The sequence below is a fragment of the Vibrio sp. OPT18 genome (assembly GCF_015163615.1).
In the GTDB taxonomy this organism is placed as follows: Bacteria; Pseudomonadota; Gammaproteobacteria; order Enterobacterales; family Vibrionaceae; genus Vibrio; species Vibrio coralliirubri.
In genome coordinates this window covers 1-16229 of sequence record NZ_JADDYK010000004.1, presented here as the reverse complement: position 1 = coordinate 16229, position 16229 = coordinate 1, and the positions used below count along the sequence as shown (strand labels likewise).

15 protein-coding genes, 1 tRNA gene, 1 pseudogene and 1 riboswitch are annotated in these 16229 nt (G+C 45.6%); of the genes and pseudogenes, 6 read left to right on the top strand and 11 right to left on the bottom strand.

Annotated elements, in window-relative coordinates; all coding sequences use genetic code 11:
• The first annotated feature begins 242 nt into the window (after positions 1-242).
• The 4 genes from IQQ51_RS00115 (at position 243) to IQQ51_RS00100 (ending at position 2652) form a co-directional block, all read left to right on the top strand.
• A complete protein-coding gene (locus IQQ51_RS00115) occupies positions 243-503 on the top strand; it encodes a DUF2282 domain-containing protein (RefSeq protein ID WP_004736650.1) in 261 nt (86 codons plus the stop codon).
• A gap of 64 nt (positions 504-567) precedes the next feature.
• Positions 568-1428, top strand: coding sequence for a DUF692 domain-containing protein (locus tag IQQ51_RS00110; protein ID WP_193840012.1), 861 nt, complete (start codon positions 568-570; stop codon positions 1426-1428).
• Positions 1425-2192: a DNA-binding domain-containing protein gene (locus IQQ51_RS00105; RefSeq protein WP_193840011.1), complete on the top strand. Its 768-nt coding sequence runs from the start codon at positions 1425-1427 to the stop codon at positions 2190-2192. Before IQQ51_RS00110 ends, IQQ51_RS00105 begins: the two co-directional genes overlap by 4 nt.
• A gap of 1 nt (position 2193) precedes the next feature.
• Positions 2194-2652: a DoxX family protein gene (locus IQQ51_RS00100; protein ID WP_193840010.1), complete on the top strand. Its 459-nt coding sequence runs from the start codon at positions 2194-2196 to the stop codon at positions 2650-2652.
• Between the two features lie 85 nt (positions 2653-2737).
• Here the strand turns inward: IQQ51_RS00100 and IQQ51_RS00095 are convergent, their stop codons facing one another.
• Both IQQ51_RS00095 and IQQ51_RS00090 read right to left on the bottom strand, forming a co-directional pair.
• The gene (locus tag IQQ51_RS00095) at positions 2738-3019 is read right to left on the bottom strand and encodes a hypothetical protein (protein ID WP_009848181.1); all 282 of its coding nucleotides are present in this window, start codon (positions 3017-3019) and stop codon (positions 2738-2740) included.
• 102 nt (positions 3020-3121) lie between these two features.
• Positions 3122-4321 carry a Bcr/CflA family efflux MFS transporter gene (locus IQQ51_RS00090; RefSeq protein WP_193840009.1) on the bottom strand — a complete coding sequence of 400 codons (1200 nt, stop codon included), beginning with the start codon at positions 4319-4321 and terminating at the stop codon, positions 3122-3124.
• A 101-nt stretch (positions 4322-4422) separates the two neighbouring features.
• On the opposite strand from IQQ51_RS00090, the gene IQQ51_RS00085 reads away from it, so the two are divergent.
• Together IQQ51_RS00085 and IQQ51_RS00080 are read left to right on the top strand one after the other, a co-directional pair.
• Complete coding sequence (locus IQQ51_RS00085) at positions 4423-5364, top strand: LysR family transcriptional regulator (protein ID WP_012605070.1); 942 nt, start codon at positions 4423-4425, stop codon at positions 5362-5364.
• A gap of 122 nt (positions 5365-5486) precedes the next feature.
• Positions 5487-7277: an aminopeptidase P family protein gene (locus IQQ51_RS00080; protein WP_193840008.1), complete on the top strand. Its 1791-nt coding sequence runs from the start codon at positions 5487-5489 to the stop codon at positions 7275-7277.
• A 114-nt stretch (positions 7278-7391) separates the two neighbouring features.
• On the opposite strand, the gene thiH is transcribed toward IQQ51_RS00080, so the two are convergent.
• The 9 genes and pseudogenes from thiH to IQQ51_RS00035 all read right to left on the bottom strand — a co-directional run bounded on the left by thiH (position 7392) and on the right by IQQ51_RS00035 (position 16213).
• Positions 7392-8504, bottom strand: coding sequence for a 2-iminoacetate synthase ThiH (thiH, locus tag IQQ51_RS00075; RefSeq protein WP_193840007.1), 1113 nt, complete (start codon positions 8502-8504; stop codon positions 7392-7394).
• Positions 8505-8511: 7 nt separating this feature from the next.
• Positions 8512-9276 carry a thiazole synthase gene (locus IQQ51_RS00070; RefSeq protein WP_017067772.1) on the bottom strand — a complete coding sequence of 255 codons (765 nt, stop codon included), beginning with the start codon at positions 9274-9276 and terminating at the stop codon, positions 8512-8514.
• Positions 9277-9278: 2 nt separating this feature from the next.
• Positions 9279-9488, bottom strand: a complete 210-nt coding sequence (gene thiS, locus IQQ51_RS00065) for a sulfur carrier protein ThiS (RefSeq protein ID WP_048613222.1) — start codon at positions 9486-9488, stop codon at positions 9279-9281.
• Positions 9485-10267, bottom strand: coding sequence for a HesA/MoeB/ThiF family protein (locus tag IQQ51_RS00060; RefSeq protein WP_193840006.1), 783 nt, complete (start codon positions 10265-10267; stop codon positions 9485-9487). Before IQQ51_RS00060 ends, thiS begins: the two co-directional genes overlap by 4 nt.
• Positions 10257-11549, bottom strand: coding sequence for a thiamine phosphate synthase (locus tag IQQ51_RS00055; RefSeq protein ID WP_193840005.1), 1293 nt, complete (start codon positions 11547-11549; stop codon positions 10257-10259). Before IQQ51_RS00055 ends, IQQ51_RS00060 begins: the two co-directional genes overlap by 11 nt.
• Positions 11549-13498, bottom strand: a complete 1950-nt coding sequence (gene thiC, locus IQQ51_RS00050) for a phosphomethylpyrimidine synthase ThiC (protein WP_193840004.1) — start codon at positions 13496-13498, stop codon at positions 11549-11551. Before thiC ends, IQQ51_RS00055 begins: the two co-directional genes overlap by 1 nt.
• Positions 13499-13628: 130 nt before the next feature.
• A riboswitch (TPP riboswitch) is annotated at positions 13629-13727 on the bottom strand.
• A 62-nt stretch (positions 13728-13789) separates the two neighbouring features.
• Positions 13790-14173: a fluoride efflux transporter CrcB gene (gene crcB / locus IQQ51_RS00045; RefSeq protein ID WP_004736665.1), complete on the bottom strand. Its 384-nt coding sequence runs from the start codon at positions 14171-14173 to the stop codon at positions 13790-13792.
• A 100-nt stretch (positions 14174-14273) separates the two neighbouring features.
• A pseudogene (locus IQQ51_RS00040) lies at positions 14274-15660 on the bottom strand (multicopper oxidase family protein).
• A gap of 476 nt (positions 15661-16136) precedes the next feature.
• Positions 16137-16213, bottom strand: a tRNA-Trp gene (locus IQQ51_RS00035).
• Positions 16214-16229: the final 16 nt, after the last annotated feature.

Genomic DNA, 16229 nt, shown 5'->3' with positions numbered 1-16229 from the left:
TTTATACATAAAAATTGATTATAACCTAAACACTAGGCTGCGTTTAGGATAATAAGAAGAAAAAACAATCAAAAATTAACATCATAAATTCAGTAACTTAAAAGATAAAACATCATTAATATTGATATTTTTTATAATGCCGTGAAATTATTTCCCGGTTGTTCCTATCCTTTTTAGTAAGCAAGTTAACAATCCATTAACCTGCGATATCAAAATACTATTAAGTCCTAGAGGGAATGACTATGAAAAATTCTAATCTTGCTGTTACAGCTGCAATCACAAGTGTACTAGCGTTCGGCGGTGCAGTTCTTACATCAGCACCTGCGGAAGCAGCAGCAAAAGAAAAATGCTACGGCGTGGCAAAAGCTGGCCAAAATGATTGTGCAACTAAAACAAGCTCATGTGCGGGTACAGCAAAAGAAGACAACCAATCCGATGCATTCGTAGTCGTACCTAAAGGACTATGTGGCAAATTATCAGGTGGTAACACTCAATCATCATAATTGAGCTGCTTAGTATGGTGAGCTGACACTCAGCTCACCTCCACTTCTTATTAGGAGAATCGTTGTGACTCAAACTCTTCACCCCAACACAGGGGTTGGCCTTAGAACACCGCACTTGGACTTCTTTAGCCAAAATCCAGCCTTAGTAAGTTGGTTAGAAGTTCACAGCGAGAACTACTTCTTAGCTCAATCACCGCAACGCCAACAACTCAGAGAAATTCGTCACGCACACAACATCAGTTGTCACGGTGTTGGGTTGTCTCTCGGTTCTGTTGAGCGCATCAATCAACGTCATCTTGTGCAATTAAAAGAGCTCATTGATGATATCGAACCCTTCTTGGTTTCTGATCATCTCAGTTGGAGTCAGACAGGCGGTCATTACTTCAATGACTTGTTACCGCTGCCTTATACCGAAGAAGCGCTAGAGGTCTTCTGTCGCAATGTCATCGAGGTACAAGATAGCCTGCAACGCCCTATGCTGATTGAGAACCCATCTAGCTACCTTGCCTTCAAGCATTCTACTATTCCTGAGTGGGAATTTTTGGCTGAGGTACAAAAGCGCACTGATTGCCGACTGTTACTCGATTTCAATAATATTTTCGTCTCATCTTTTAATCATGGCTTCAGCTGTGAAGAGTATCTCAGTGGAATACCGGCAGACAAAGTGGAAGAGATTCACTTGGCAGGTTTCACTAAGAAGAAACTCGAACAAGGTGAGATCTGGATAGACACCCATAGCAAGCCTGTCTGTGACGAAGTGTGGCAACTCTACACTGACTGGATAGCACAACATGGTTCGCGCCATACCTTGATTGAGTGGGATCTAGATATCCCAGAGCCACAAGTTTTACTGGCTGAAGCAACCAAAGCCAGTGATATCTTGTATCAACACGACAAGTTCAACCAAAGGAGTCGCGCATCATGAGCCACTCCCTAGCAGATGTTCAATCGGAATTTGCGAACGCCCTACGCTACCAAAACAATGGTGAGCACTGCGATATAGTGAGCGATCACTTTACCGATGAGCAGCGAATCCAGATTTACCGTAATAACTTTGTGATCAGCTTAAGCGAAGTACTCGCAGCAACCTACCCACTCACTGAAATGCTGGTTGGTGAAGAGTGCTTTCAACAAATGGCTCGTCAACATGTCTTAAGTTATCCATCAACCTCTGGTGATGTCAGCGGTTATGGGGAACACTTTGCACAGACTATCCAAGCCTTTCCTGCCGTTATTGAGGCAGCCCCTTATCTCGGTGAAGTGGCTTTGTATGAATGGAAAAAAGACAGCTTGGTGAGATGCGTTTCAGAATCAAAAGCCGACCAACGTCCTCTGGCTGGTTTAGCTGATGTGCCACCAAAGCAACAAGGCGCTTTAGTCTTTCATCTCAAAGATTCAATAACGCTCATTAATTCTAGCTACACGATTATCGCGCTTGAACACGCTATCTATCAGCAACAACTCGATGGGTTAGACATCAACCAACCTGAGTTTGGGGTGTTAATACGAGCCGAGAATTCTCAGATTGAGAGTCATCACTTGAGTGAAGGATGCCATCAGCTACTTCGCGAATTTCAATCAGGCCAAACGCTCGTAGCGATAGACCCTTCATTACTACAACATCTGAATACTGTCATGGCGCTTAACGTCATCTCAGGCTTTTCAATCAATGCAGAATTGGAGACATAATATGGATAACAACACAGTCACAAGCATGATGGCTCAATACGACAGTTTGATTGAGAAATCACAAGCACTCTTTGTTCCGGTGCTACTGCTATTTTGTCGCCTATGGGTGGCGTGGGTATTCTTTAATTCTGGCCTCACCAAGATAGCGACTTGGGATAGCACCCTTTACTTGTTTGAGTTGGAATACCAAGTGCCGCTGCTACCTTGGGAGTTAGCCGCCTACATGGGTACCGCAGCTGAATTGATTCTGCCGGTATTCTTAGCGCTTGGTCTATTAACACGACCTATGGCAGCGGTGCTGTTCGTTTTCAATATCATTGCGGTCGTGTCTTACCCAGTGTTATGGGCGCAAGGCTTCTATGATCATCAGTTGTGGGGATTAATGATTCTTATCGTTGTTGTGTGGGGCGCCGGGCCATTCTCGCTTGATCGAATTTTGAAAGCACAGTTTAGAGGTTAGAACGAACTTTCATTCGCACTAAGTTGATATACCCCAAAACGCAAAAAACCACTCAATTGAGTGGTTTCTTTTTAACTGGGATAAACTACTTATTCAGAAAAGCTTGTAGCTCTTCAGCAGAGATACCTTGCTCGGCTAGCTCTTTTGCTAGTAGCTGAACCTGCTCACCCTTACGAGACTCTACCACACGCTGAAATTGGTAAATGATGTCTCGCAAAGTATCGATTGGAACTTGTTTTGCCGCACTGCGAATACGCTCTTCACTTTGGTTGCCTAGCTCTTTAAGCAATTTACCAAACATGACCTTTTCAGGTGCATCTTCCATTTGTTCTAAGACGCGCGCCATTTCGTAGGTTGTTAATGACATTACAGTATTTTCCGTTGGGGACTAACGTTTCAATGAGTGACAAATATACCATGTTTTAACGTTTCGCAAACCGCCATTTGTATATTTTGTCACCCTTGAGACTTACGCCTTAGCAAACGTCGTGTGCCACGACTTGCCTGCTTTGCTCGCCAGCACTAACAATGCTGGAACAATAAGGAACATTTGCAGCGCAATCATCACTTGAGACGTTAAATCAAGGCGTTGCATGGTACCAACAAGCAGCCCTGATCCACTCATTTGGAACAAGCCAAGCAGTGCAGCAGCTGTGCCCGCACGGTCACCGAAAGGTTCAAGAGCCTTACCAGCGGCAGCACCGAGAATCCAAGCAAAACCCACTGAAGACAAGAAGATTGGCAGCATGAATGCGATTGGGCTAGCGTGTTCTGCAAGCACTAACATAATCACGCCCGCTAAACCTAGTGTTGAGATACCAACGACCAGTGCTTTATAGGTACCAAAGCGGTCCATAAATTTAGGTGCAGTAAACGCAGCTGCAATGTTGATGGCTGCATTAACACCAAACCAGAAAGTAAACTCTTTCATGGTTAAGCCTAGGTTTTCCATCAACACAACCGGTGCCGAAGTTACATAAGCGAGAATCACTGCCATCGCCATCAGACACAAGGTTGCGTGGAAAAGGAATGATGGTGTTTTTAATACTGACCAGTATCGCTCAAGCTTGAACACCGCAACCTTTTCTGTCGCAGGGTTAGACTCTTTCATTTGGAAGAATAAGATAGTGCCAACAACGACGGCAAAGCCTGCCATAAAGCTAAAGTTCGAACGCCATCCAAATTGATGAGTTAACCAAGCGCCAAGAATGGGTGCCAAAGCAGGAATAAAACAGATTGCACCATTAAGGTAGCTGATCATACGGCCACTCTTCTCTGGGCCAAATAGATCGCGAACCGTTGCAAAGGCTGCTACAGAAGTCGCACAAGCTCCTAAGCCTTGTAGCAGCCGAGCCATTAGCATCATATCAATCGATTGAGCTGCCCACGCCAAGCAAGCACTCAATGCATAGATGCTAACACCTCCCAATGCAACGGTTCGACGTCCTAACTTATCAGCCAAAGGGCCTGCAAATAATTGCCCGACACCCATAGCGAATAAAAACCAGGTAATCGTATCTTGTGCTAGTGCATGTTCCACGTGAAACGCTGTCGAAATTTGTGGCAGAGCTGGTAGATAGATATCAATAGCCAAAGGGCTAAATAGAACCAACATTGCCAATAAAGCAACCTGCAGTTTACTAGGGGTTGGAAGCACGTTAGAAGGCACAAGATTCTCCGAATGAGTTAATTTAGGTGCATAATAACCAACTAAAGATATGAACAAAAATGGCATATACTCATTAGCATTATTCCAAATAGGAAACTCACATGAATATTGAGAAACTATCGCGCCTCGACTTAAACCTACTGGTTTGCTTACAGGTGCTGATGGAAGAGCTAAGCGTCACGCGCACCGCACATCGATTGTGTCTGAGTCAATCGGCTGTAAGTAAATCGCTAGCCAAGCTTCGTGAACAATTTAATGACCCTCTTTTCACGCGCAGTGCACATGGCCTGCGGCCAACACCGAAAGCGGTTTTCCTTAAGCCTCGCTTAGAAACGTTGATCAACCAACTTGATGTGCTTACCCAGCCGGAAACTTTTATTCCCAATAACAGCGACCACAGCTTTCACATCGCTGCCGTTGAGAGTGTTTACCCGCTGATTCTTCCGCACTTCTTACCAGCAATATTTAGACAAGCCCCTAAGGTCAATATCAACACCCACGCGTGGACCGAGCAAACCTTTAAGAAGCTACAGCTTGGTGAACTAGATATTGGACTCACAGGCAAAGACATCGACATTAACGATGCACGTTTAACCATGCTGCCGCCAGACGACATCTGTGAGCAAGAGATCTATCGTGATGCACAAATGTGTGTGTTAAGACGCAACCACCCTGCTCTGAGTGGCAAATGGGATCTAGAAACCTACCTCGCCCAGCGTCATGTACAAGTAAGATGTGATGGTAACGACCGTTGGCTGCTCGATTACAAACTTGCCGACCTTGGTCATCAACGTGATATCGCGATTTCTGTTCCAGACTTTAATAGCGCCGCTAGCCTGTGTACCTACACCGACTTTGTGTTTACCGCACCAAGCCACTTTACTTACCTCGTCGCCAAGCAACTCGACTTAGTGGTTGTCCCTTTACCAATGGAATTCCCGCCGATGGCATACACTCTGTTTTGGCACCGTGATAGAGAAAATGACCCAGCGCTAACTTGGTTGCGAGATATCATCAAAGAAAAAACTCTGCATCTTAGATAAAAATGGCGTACAGCGTTTGCAGCAAACGAACAAAAGCGCTAGCTTATTGACCTAATAAGTCCCCTCATATGTATATCTACTGTGAGTGTTAACAAGGACCCTAACAATAAGGATAAACACAGATGCACAATATCACTGCTGAACGCGTTGCTGCGGTTCGAGCTTGGCTTGAAACAAGCCAACTAGATGCCGTTATCATTCCACACGAAGACGAATATCTAGGTGAATACGTTCCAGCTCATAACGAGCGACTTCACTGGTTAACAGGTTTCACTGGCTCTGCTGGTGCGGCAGTTATCACTCGTGAGAACGCTGCTATTTTTGTTGATGGTCGCTACACGGTTCAGGTTCGTAAGCAGGTACCAGCAGAGTTATTTGAGTATCGCCACCTTATTGAAGAGCCGGCTTTAGATTGGATCATCAGCTTTCTAGCACAAGGCAGCAAGGTTGCATTCGACCCACGCATGCACACTGCTGCTTGGCTGAAAGGCGCTCAAGCTAAACTGGCAGAGAAAGTAGAACTAACAACACTACCTTCGAATCCAATTGATGAGCTTTGGTCTGATCGTCCTGAGCCGGTGGTATCTGATGTTCGCCTAATGGCAACAGATGCCGTAGGCCAATCAAGTGAAAGCAAACGTGCGGAGATTGCTGGCTTACTAAAAGCCAAAGGTGCTGATGCCGCTATCCTTACGGAACTCGATTCGATCTGTTGGTTGCTTAACATCCGTGGTTTGGACGTATCTCGCCTACCTGTTGTGTTATCCAATGCGATCATTCACGCAGATGAAAGCGTAGATTTCTTCCTAGACCCTGCTCGTATTCCTACTGGCTTTGAAGCACACGTTGGCAATGGTATTCGTGTATCTCACCCATCAGAGCTGGAAGCACGCCTTCAATCTTTGGAAGGCAAAAATGTATCTGTCGATTCAGGTACCAGTAACGCTTGGTACACGCTGGTTCTACAAAACTCTGGTGCTCATATCATTGAAGCAGCAGACCCATGCCTAATGCCAAAGGCAGCAAAGAATGAAACTGAAATTGCCGGCATGAAAGCGTGTCACATTCGTGATGGTGTTGCGATGGCGAAATTCCTATCTTGGATTGATGCAGAAGTCGCGCAAGGTAATCTGCACAACGAAGCTGTGCTAGCAGACAAAGTACAATCGTTCCGCGAGCAAGACCCAACGTTGATGGACCTAAGTTTTGACACGATTTCAGCAGCAGGCGGCAACGCAGCAATGTGTCACTACAACCACGAGAACCAACCTGAACCAGGTCAGTTAGAGATGAATACTCTGTACCTAGTCGATTCCGGCGGTCAGTACCTAGACGGCACAACCGACATCACTCGTACTATCGCGATTGGCCAGCCAAGCGACGAAATGATCCAGCAGTTCACGTTAGCGCTTAAAGGCCACATCGGCATTGCACGTGCACGTTTCCCACAGGGTACTCGTGGTTTCCAACTTGATATCCTAGCCCGCCAGCATTTATGGGCAGAAGGCTTCGACTACGACCACGGTACTGGTCACGGTGTTGGTCATTTCCTAAGTGTTCATGAAGGTCCGCAAAGCATCTCTAAGAAGCTAATCGACGTACCTCTTGTTGAAGGCATGGTGTTATCAAACGAGCCGGGTTACTACCGTGCAGATGAATTTGGTATCCGTATCGAAAACCTAGAACTGGTGGTTGAGCTGCCAACTCAAGGTGACTTCTCAGTACTAACGTTTGAATCGCTAACACGCTGTCCTATCGATAAGCGCAACATTAACGTCGATCTACTGACACGACCTGAACTTGCATGGCTTAACGATTACCACCAGAAAGTATGGAACGATGTAAGCCCATTAGTTGAAGGTGATACATTGGAATGGTTACGCCAATCAACCACTCCACTTGCTCATGCTTAATGCTTAGCTAATTCAAACTTAATGAAATGAAAAACGGTTACCTTCGGGTAGCCGTTTTTATTTGTCGATTAAACTTCGTCGATGTTTCACGTGGAACATTAATCTATGTGTTCGCTAACCAGAGTAAGCACTGTGCCAGTCTCGCCACACAGGATCAAAACCACGTTGACGAATCATTGACTCAACATCGGCAGCACTTCGCTCATCACTTATTTCAAATTGCTCGAGTTCTTCTTCATCAGAAGCATAACCGCCAGGCTGGGTTTTAGACGCAGCCGACATACTGGTGATTCCCAATGGCAACACATTGTCGCGGAAAGCTGCAGACTCACGAGTCGAGAGAGACAATTCAACCTCAGGGTTTAATAAGCGATAAGCACAAATAAGTTGAACCAACTGTTTATCACTCATAATCGATTTAGGCTGCAAACCACCCTCACACGGACGAAGACGTGGGAATGAAATCGAGTAACGTGTTTGCCAATAAGTGCGCTCAAGATAGTCTAAGTGAGCGGCCACGAAAAAGCAGTCGGTACGCCAGTCTTCCAAGCCAATCAAAGCGCCAATACCTATCTTATCAATACCCGCTTTTGCCAAACGATCGGGCGTTTCGAGCCGGTATTCAAAATCCATTTTATTGCCACGCAAGTGGTGTTCCGCGTAGGTACTTGGGCTATACGTTTCTTGGTAAACCATCACTGCATCTAAGCCGAGAGTTTTAAGCTCTGCGTAGTCATCTTGATCAAGCGGCTGCACTTCCATCGAAAGATAGTTAAATTGTGCCTTAATATTCGGTAGAACTTCACGGAAGTACTTCATCCCGACCTTGGTTTCATGCTCACCAGTCACCAACAGTACACTATCAAACTTCATCTTTTTGATAGCGGCACTTTCAGCATCGATTTCATCCAAAGTAAGTGTGCGACGCTTAATGCGGTTCTCCATTGAGAAGCCACAATAGGTGCACGCATTCGCACACAAGTTTGAGAGGTACAATGGAATATACAACGACATGGTATTGCCGAATCGCTTGCGTGTTAGTGCCAACGATTGTTGCGCCATCTGCTCTATGTAAGGTTCTGCTGCCGGAGAGATAAGAGCCTTAAAGTCTTCCAAGTCGCGTTTTGGCTTACTCAGAGCGCGCTCAACATCCGCCGCCGTTTTACTGAAGATAGACATACCAATGTCATCCCAGTTGAGCTGTTTAAATCGATCAACAAACGTCATAGGGACACTACTCGTCTAGAAATGAAGTTAGCGGACTAGAAGCAACCGCGTGAGACACCTGACCAGCGAGACCAGAAAGGTAAGCCATACGGCCAGCTTCAACTGCCAGTTTAAAAGCAATCGCCATATCAACGGGTTGTTGAGAAGCCGCAATCGCAGTATTAACTAACACGGCATCCGCACCCATTTCCATTGCACGAGCAGCATGAGAAGGCGCACCGATACCGGCGTCAACAATCACAGGGACATTCGCTTGGTCGATAATGATCTCTAAGAAGTCTGCCGAAGCGATACCTTTGTTCGATCCAATCGGCGCACCTAACGGCATAACCGCAGCACAACCGACCTCTTCTAAGCGTTTACATAACACTGGGTCTGCATGGCAGTAAGGCAACACAACAAAGCCATCTTTAACCAATTGCTCAGCCGCTTTTAATGTCTCGATTGGGTCTGGCATCAAGTACTTTGGATCTGGGTGAATTTCCAGTTTTAGCCAGTTTGTGCCTAGCGCTTCGCGAGCCAAATGCGCAGCAAAGATGGCATCCTTCGCGTTCTTAGCCCCAGAGGTATTTGGTAGCAAGTTCACGCCAGCATCAATGATCGGCTGTAAAATATCATCTTGCTCTGAGCGAATATCAACCCTCTTCAACGCCATGGTTGCCAGTTGAGAACCGGAAGCTTCGATAGCGCTCGCCATCAAGTGCTTATTCGCGAACTTACCCGTTCCAGTGAAGAGTCGTGATTGAAACGTTTTATCTGCGATAGTTAACATAGTTAGCCTCCTGCAATGGCTTGGAAAAGAGAAATAGAATCGCCTTCATTGACGACCGTTTGTTGCCACTGACTGCGCGGGACAACCGCATTATTGATAGCAAATACACAACCTAGATCGGGCAATGAGAGCGCTTGGATGATATCCGCTAGAGACGACGATTGTGCAACCTGTTCTGGTTGCTCATTGATAGAGATCGTTATGTTGCTCATTGGGTTTCTTCTTCTAAATAGTTAACTGTAGATGTGCAGCAAACGGGGCATTCAATATCTTGAGTGACACTTAAGTTTTGCCAGTTCATCGTCTGACCATCAAACAGTTTGAGCTGATGTGTTGCAACCTGGAACTCGCCAGTACTAATACGTTGAATCGCTGCCAGTGCTTGGAGGTTGCCTATGGTGCCAACAACTGGGCCGATGATGCCGCTATCGCTACAACGTGTCGTTTTCGGATGATGACTGAAGGGGAACAAACAGTGATAACACCCTTTCTGCTTCTGATAATCAAAAACAATAAACTGACCTTTCCAGCCGATTGCAGAACCAGAAATCAAAGGTTTATTGCTGCCGAAACATGCTTGGTTAACCTGCTGGCGCGACTCAAAGTTGTCAGTACAATCCAACACCAAATCAGCGAGCATCACCTCAAGCTCAAGTTGGCTTTGAGTCATTCGCTTATTGATGGTTCTGACTTGGCTTCGGCCATTAAGCTCACTCAGTTGTTGCTTCAGAGCTTCGACCTTAGGCGAACCTAACTGGCTTTCCTTGAACGCAACTTGTCGTTGAAGGTTGGACGAATCCACACAGTCATCATCAACCAATACGATTTTTCCGACACCGGAAGCCGCAAGATAGAGAGCTGCTGCATTGCCTAAGCCACCACAACCAATGACCAACACATGGCTATCTAATAGATTGCGTTGCCCTTGCTCACCCACTTCAGGGAGTGCGATTTGTCGTTGATAACGAATGAATTCGAAATCACTCAGCATGACTTAGCTCCCGAGTTACCTCATTAGCAGGACTTGTAGAACTGTCAGCCATTAATGCTTCGAAGAACTCAATCACTTGTTTTGGGTCTTCGGCTAACGTAATCGCACGTACAACAGCAAGGCTCGATACCCCACAACTCCACACCTGTGCAGCCGTCGACTGGTCAATTCCACCAATCGCAACCGTCGGATAACCGGTGAGTTCTTCTGTGTATGGGATAGTATCAATCAGCTGCTGATAGAGAGATAAACGCACAAGCCCTTGAGGCTTCGATGGCATCTGCTTAGTGGTGGTTGGGAATATATGCCCCAGCGCAATATAGCTTGGGTTGATTTGCACAATACGTAGCAACTCGTAATAGCCATGAGTCGAGAGACCAATCTTAATACCAGCTTGGCTCAGTTGAGATAGGTTGGATTCTTCGATGTCCTCTTGACCCAAATGAACACCAAAAGCATCATGCTTGAGTGCCAATTGCCAATAGTCATTGATAAAAACCTGAGCGTTGTGCTCTCTACCGAGTTCGATAGATCGTGCGATTTGTTGTTCTAAATCTGCTTGCTGTGGGTTCTTAATACGCAGTTGAACTGTGTTGATTCCAAGCTTGAGCAGCCTTTCGATCCACTCAACATCATCAACCACTGGGTATAGTCCTAGGCTACTCTTACTCAGTTCAGGGAACGAAAGTGAGGTTCCTTGGTGCGCCCAACCAACACTAATATCCAGTCGTTCATCTTCCAGAATGGGAATAGGAAAGTTTTGGTAGCTTGCTGGCCATGTTCCACGTGAAACATTAGATGCTGCGCGAGCTAAAACCAGTGCATCTTCTAATGGGAACTCCAACGTCAACAAAGTAAGTAACCAAGCAAAGTGGCCACGACTATCTAACTCCTGATGAGCTGGAGTTTCACTCTTGATAGCACGATTTGAATCTAGCTGTGACCAGATATCCAATGCAGCTGAGTCATCTAAGACACCGATATAGATGGTATTCGGAGTTTGTGCCAAGGCATCGCGGACACCAGCTAGCGCCACTGAATGACTGTAATCAACGATATGATCAAGCTCACTTGAGCGACACTCCGCCAATGAATCAACATCATGAGCAAAACCAATAGATAACGCTTGCTGAGCATCAACGATAGAGAAGCATTGAGTTGGGCTTACACCCAACTCAACTGCATCGGTTGCCAAGCCTTGTCGCTTAGCAACCAATAGACAGTTTTGCACCTCTCCCGTTAGCTCAATATTTTGAGATGGGATAAGAATCTTCACTGTCATTATTCCTCTAATTGAGCTTCTTTTGCACCTACTGCAGGGTGATAAAGTTCAGAGCCAGTATCACGGAACTCTTGTGATTTCTGACGCATCCCTTCCAACGGATTATCAAGCATCTTAATCTCGATAGCCTGATCAGCTGCCACTTGTTCAGTGTCTTTCGCGTACTCTCGAACTTCTTGAGAGATCTTCATTGAGCAGAATTTAGGACCACACATTGAGCAGAAGTGAGCAACCTTGCCCGACTCTTGCGGTAAGGTTTCATCATGGAAAGAACGCGCAGTTTCAGGATCAAGAGCTAGGTTGAATTGGTCTTCCCAACGGAATTCAAAACGTGCCTTTGATAAAGCGTTATCTCGGATTTGTGCACCCGGATGTCCTTTAGCCAAGTCTGCAGCGTGTGCAGCTAGCTTGTAAGTAATCAGGCCAGTCTTCACATCTTCTTTGTTTGGTAAGCCTAGATGCTCTTTAGGGGTTACATAACAGAGCATCGCACAGCCGTACCAACCAATCATGGCCGCGCCAATTCCAGAGGTAATATGATCGTAACCAGGGGCAATATCTGTCGTCAGTGGACCTAATGTATAGAACGGTGCTTCATGGCAGTGCTCTAACTGCTCGTCCATGTTCTCTTTAATTAGGTGCATTGGTACATGTCCAGGGCCTTCAATGATCACCTGCACGTCGTATTCCCAAGCAACCTTAGTCAACTCACCCAAAGTACGTAATTCGGAGAATTGAGCTTCATCATTCGCATCAGCAATCGAACCCGGACGTAGACCATCCCCCAATGACAGAGCGACATCGTACTTCGCACAGATCTCACAGATCTCACGGAAGTGGGTATAAAGGAAGCTTTCTTGGTGATGAGCAAGACACCATTTCGCGATGATAGAACCGCCACGAGACACAATGCCAGTCACACGCTTAGCGGTCATAGGAACGTAACGAAGCAATAAGCCTGCGTGGATAGTAAAGTAATCAACACCCTGCTCTGCTTGTTCAATCAAGGTATCGCGCATCACTTCCCAGTTAAGGTCTTCCGCAACGCCGTTCACTTTTTCAAGCGCTTGATACATAGGAACCGTGCCAATTGGTACTGGGCTATTACGTAGTATCCATTCGCGAGTCTCGTGAATATTACGACCGGTAGAAAGGTCCATCACGGTATCGCCACCCCAGCGAGTCGACCATACTAGCTTCTCAACTTCTTCTTCAATCGAAGAGCTCACTGAAGAGTTACCGATATTAGCGTTCACTTTAACTAAGAAGTTACGGCCAATAATCATCGGCTCGGATTCAGGGTGGTTGATGTTCGAAGGGATGATAGCTCGGCCCTCAGCGACCTCATTACGCACGAACTCAGGGGTGATTTCTTTCGGCAGGTTTGCGCCAAAGTTATGGCCAGGGTGTTGGTGGTTCAGCTGCTCATCAGCGAATTTCTGACGTCCCATGTTCTCTCGTATCGCTATGTACTCCATCTCCGGAGTAATAATCCCCTTACGAGCATAGTGCAGCTGAGTAACACATTGATCGCCTGTCGCGCGACGAATTCTAGGCAGATTACCGTAACGAAGGTCGTCTAGAGTTTCATCTTCTAAACGCTCTTTGGTATAAACAGAGCTTACATCGCCTAACAGTTCCGTATCACCACGCTCTTCAATCCATTGCTCTCGTAACTTAGGAAGGCCACTGTAAAGGTCAATTTCGTGCGTAGGGTCAGTATAAACACCAGAGGTGTCGTATACATGAATAGGGGCATTAGGTTCGAATACAGGATCTTTTTTGGTACCACCAACAAGGCTATCTGCTAGTGATATTTCTCGTACAGGGACTTGAATGTCCTCGCGAGATCCTTGGATGTAAGCTTTTTTTGAATTTGGATAAGGTTGTACGGATAAAGAATCAATGAAATTCTTCGCTTCCAGTCTTGCTTGTTTACGACTCGACATAGCATTTTTCCTTGGCTTTTAGCCATTATTTATAGGGACAAAAATGCTTGACGGATAAGATGCTACAAGAGGGATCACAGTAAGAAAATACAGTTGTGATCTGGAGATAGATCTCTAGAAGGATTCTAGTTAGATATCTACTCTTGTTCCCTTCGCAGGTATTAGCCTGATCAGGTTCAACGGATCCCGAGTTAACGGTCTCAGCCATATGGCACTCCGACAAGTACGATCGAGTATATAAAAACGGCTTGGATAAACCAAGCCGAGTTGTTAACAAATCGTAAGAAAGTTTTAAGACTTTATCAGAAGTTGGAAGCCGATCCATGCCGCTGAAATACTGAGCACCACGTTGAGCAGTACATTGAGCCCCATCTTGAAGAACGCACCCTGCTGCATAAGAAGCACGTTATCCATCGAAAACGTAGAAAATGTCGTCAGGGCCCCAAGGAAACCAAGACCGATAATTTGTCTCCACGGCTCCGTCGCGACCATCTCATTTTCAAACGCGGCGATGAGCAATCCCATAATCAAAGAGCCAATTACGTTAACGGTCAGTGTACCGTAAGGAAAACCACGTCCTAACATCACAACGCATAACTCTGAAATCAAGTAACGTGAACAAGCACCAAACGCGCCACCGATGGCGATAAAACCTAGAATAGATAACTGACCCATGAATCCTCCCAAACAATAATCCCTATATTCTAGCTTTAACGCCGATAAAAGCGAGGGTAGAAACTAAGAATGCATGCGCAAATATTAAACGTTACAGGTGTCACTTAACTTCAATATATCCCATCAAACCCGTTTTCATGTGTTCGATAACATGACAGTGATACATCCAGCGGCCAGGGTTGTCGGCAACAAATGCGGCTTTAGCTCGGCCGTTTTTTCCAAGTAACACTGTATCGGTATGGAAAGGCTCTTCAACTTTCTTCCCGTCAAGTTCGAGTACTGTAAAAGTATGTCCATGAATATGGATCGGGTGATGGTATTGAGTGACGTTCTTAAGATCGAATATATAGATTTTACCCAATTCTAAAGTCGCCAACGGTTCAGGGATATTATCTTTGCTCATCCCCTCCCATGCTCGTTTATTAGTTAGCCAAAACTTAGGCATAGATTTTCCATCTTTGGATACTGGAGAAACCGCCCCTTCCCATTCAAATAAAAAGTCAATTTCTTCTGCATTAGCCAAATCTAAGTTGGGCACAGGATTAAGAGGTAAAGAAGGTAGAGAGCGATTCTCAACAAGGGTTGAATCTACAACCTCAAACTCACACAAAGAGAAAGGAAAGCGTCCTTTCATTTGAAGGACGCTCACTCGCCCACCTGCTTTGGGTGCTACCAATCCGATATCCACCCGCATCCCTGGGCCAATTTTATGTTGAGTCAGTTTATAAGGCGTTTTTACAGGGTTACCATCAATGGCAATCACCCATGCCTCAGCCCCTTCAACAGCAATAGGGTAAGTGATCGTATTATCGACATTAGCGATACGCAGCCTGGTCGTTGCATGTTGTTTTAACTCATAGACAGGCTCATGTATTCCATTAACGCTACTCCACTCTCCTGGCGTACCCATACGGGCACTGAGCCGTGGGATCATTAGATCTTTCCATTGGCCTTTCTTATCTATATGCCAATGCTTAAGCATCAGTGCGTGTTCTTCATCAAACTGTACTGGTATGCTCTCCTCAACGATAATTAGACCAACCAAGCCCATACCAAGCTGTTTAACACTGTTCATATGTGGGTGATACCAAAACGTACCAGCATCTGGCGGCGTAAACTCATAAATGAATGTTTCACCTGGCATGATCGGTGGTTGGCTTAAGAAAGGGACTCCATCCATTCCGATAGGAATCCTTAAACCGTGCCAATGAATAGTTGTCGGTTCTGATAGCTTGTTGGTAAAACGGATCGTTACCTTTTCACCTTGTCGACATCGAATCGTTGGTGCTGGAATCTGACCATTAAAGCCTAGAACATTAGTCTCAAACCCCGTCACGAGTTCAGCGGTTGAAGGCTCTGCCGTTAGGTCATAAACATACTTTCCTTGTTCATCAACCGCCCGTTTCATAGAGCAAGCAAGCAGGCAGTACAGTGAGTGCAGATATAGCGAGAGATGATTGAATAAACTTACGACGGGAGATATCCATATTTGTTGCCTTTTAGTAATAACGACCAAAATGTAACAAAATATTGAGAATAATTCTCATAAAGAAGCGTGGTTTGTGCTGTTGGCTGTTTATAAAAGAGGCTGAGATAAGTAAGCACTTACACTTTTAAGGCTAGGTTTTAGTAAAGGTAGGCATTACCGACTAAAAATCGAACAAGTATAAAGCAAAAAGTTCTGCCGGGACGCGCAGTCTAGAGCCTTAAATATGGACGGAAGGAGAGATTAGACCGGGCTGGCGAGCTAGGGGAACGCCTAGTTATCCCAATATTGCTTCGTAGAAGCAACAGATGCAAAAAAACCAGCATTTCTGCTGAGACTTTGTATATAGAAGGGTTAGAGGTTTAGACTCCCAATACGCGATGTTTTAGTAAACCGGAGAGTCCGCTGCTTTGCTAATGGCGTATATTAGATTCAGAAAGCAAAAAGGCCCTAGCATTTCTGCTAGAGCCTTAAATATGGCAGGGGTGGAGAGATTCGAACTCCCAACACGCGGATTTGGAATCCGCTGCTCTGCCAATTGGAGCTACACCCCTAAAACTTTCATTACTT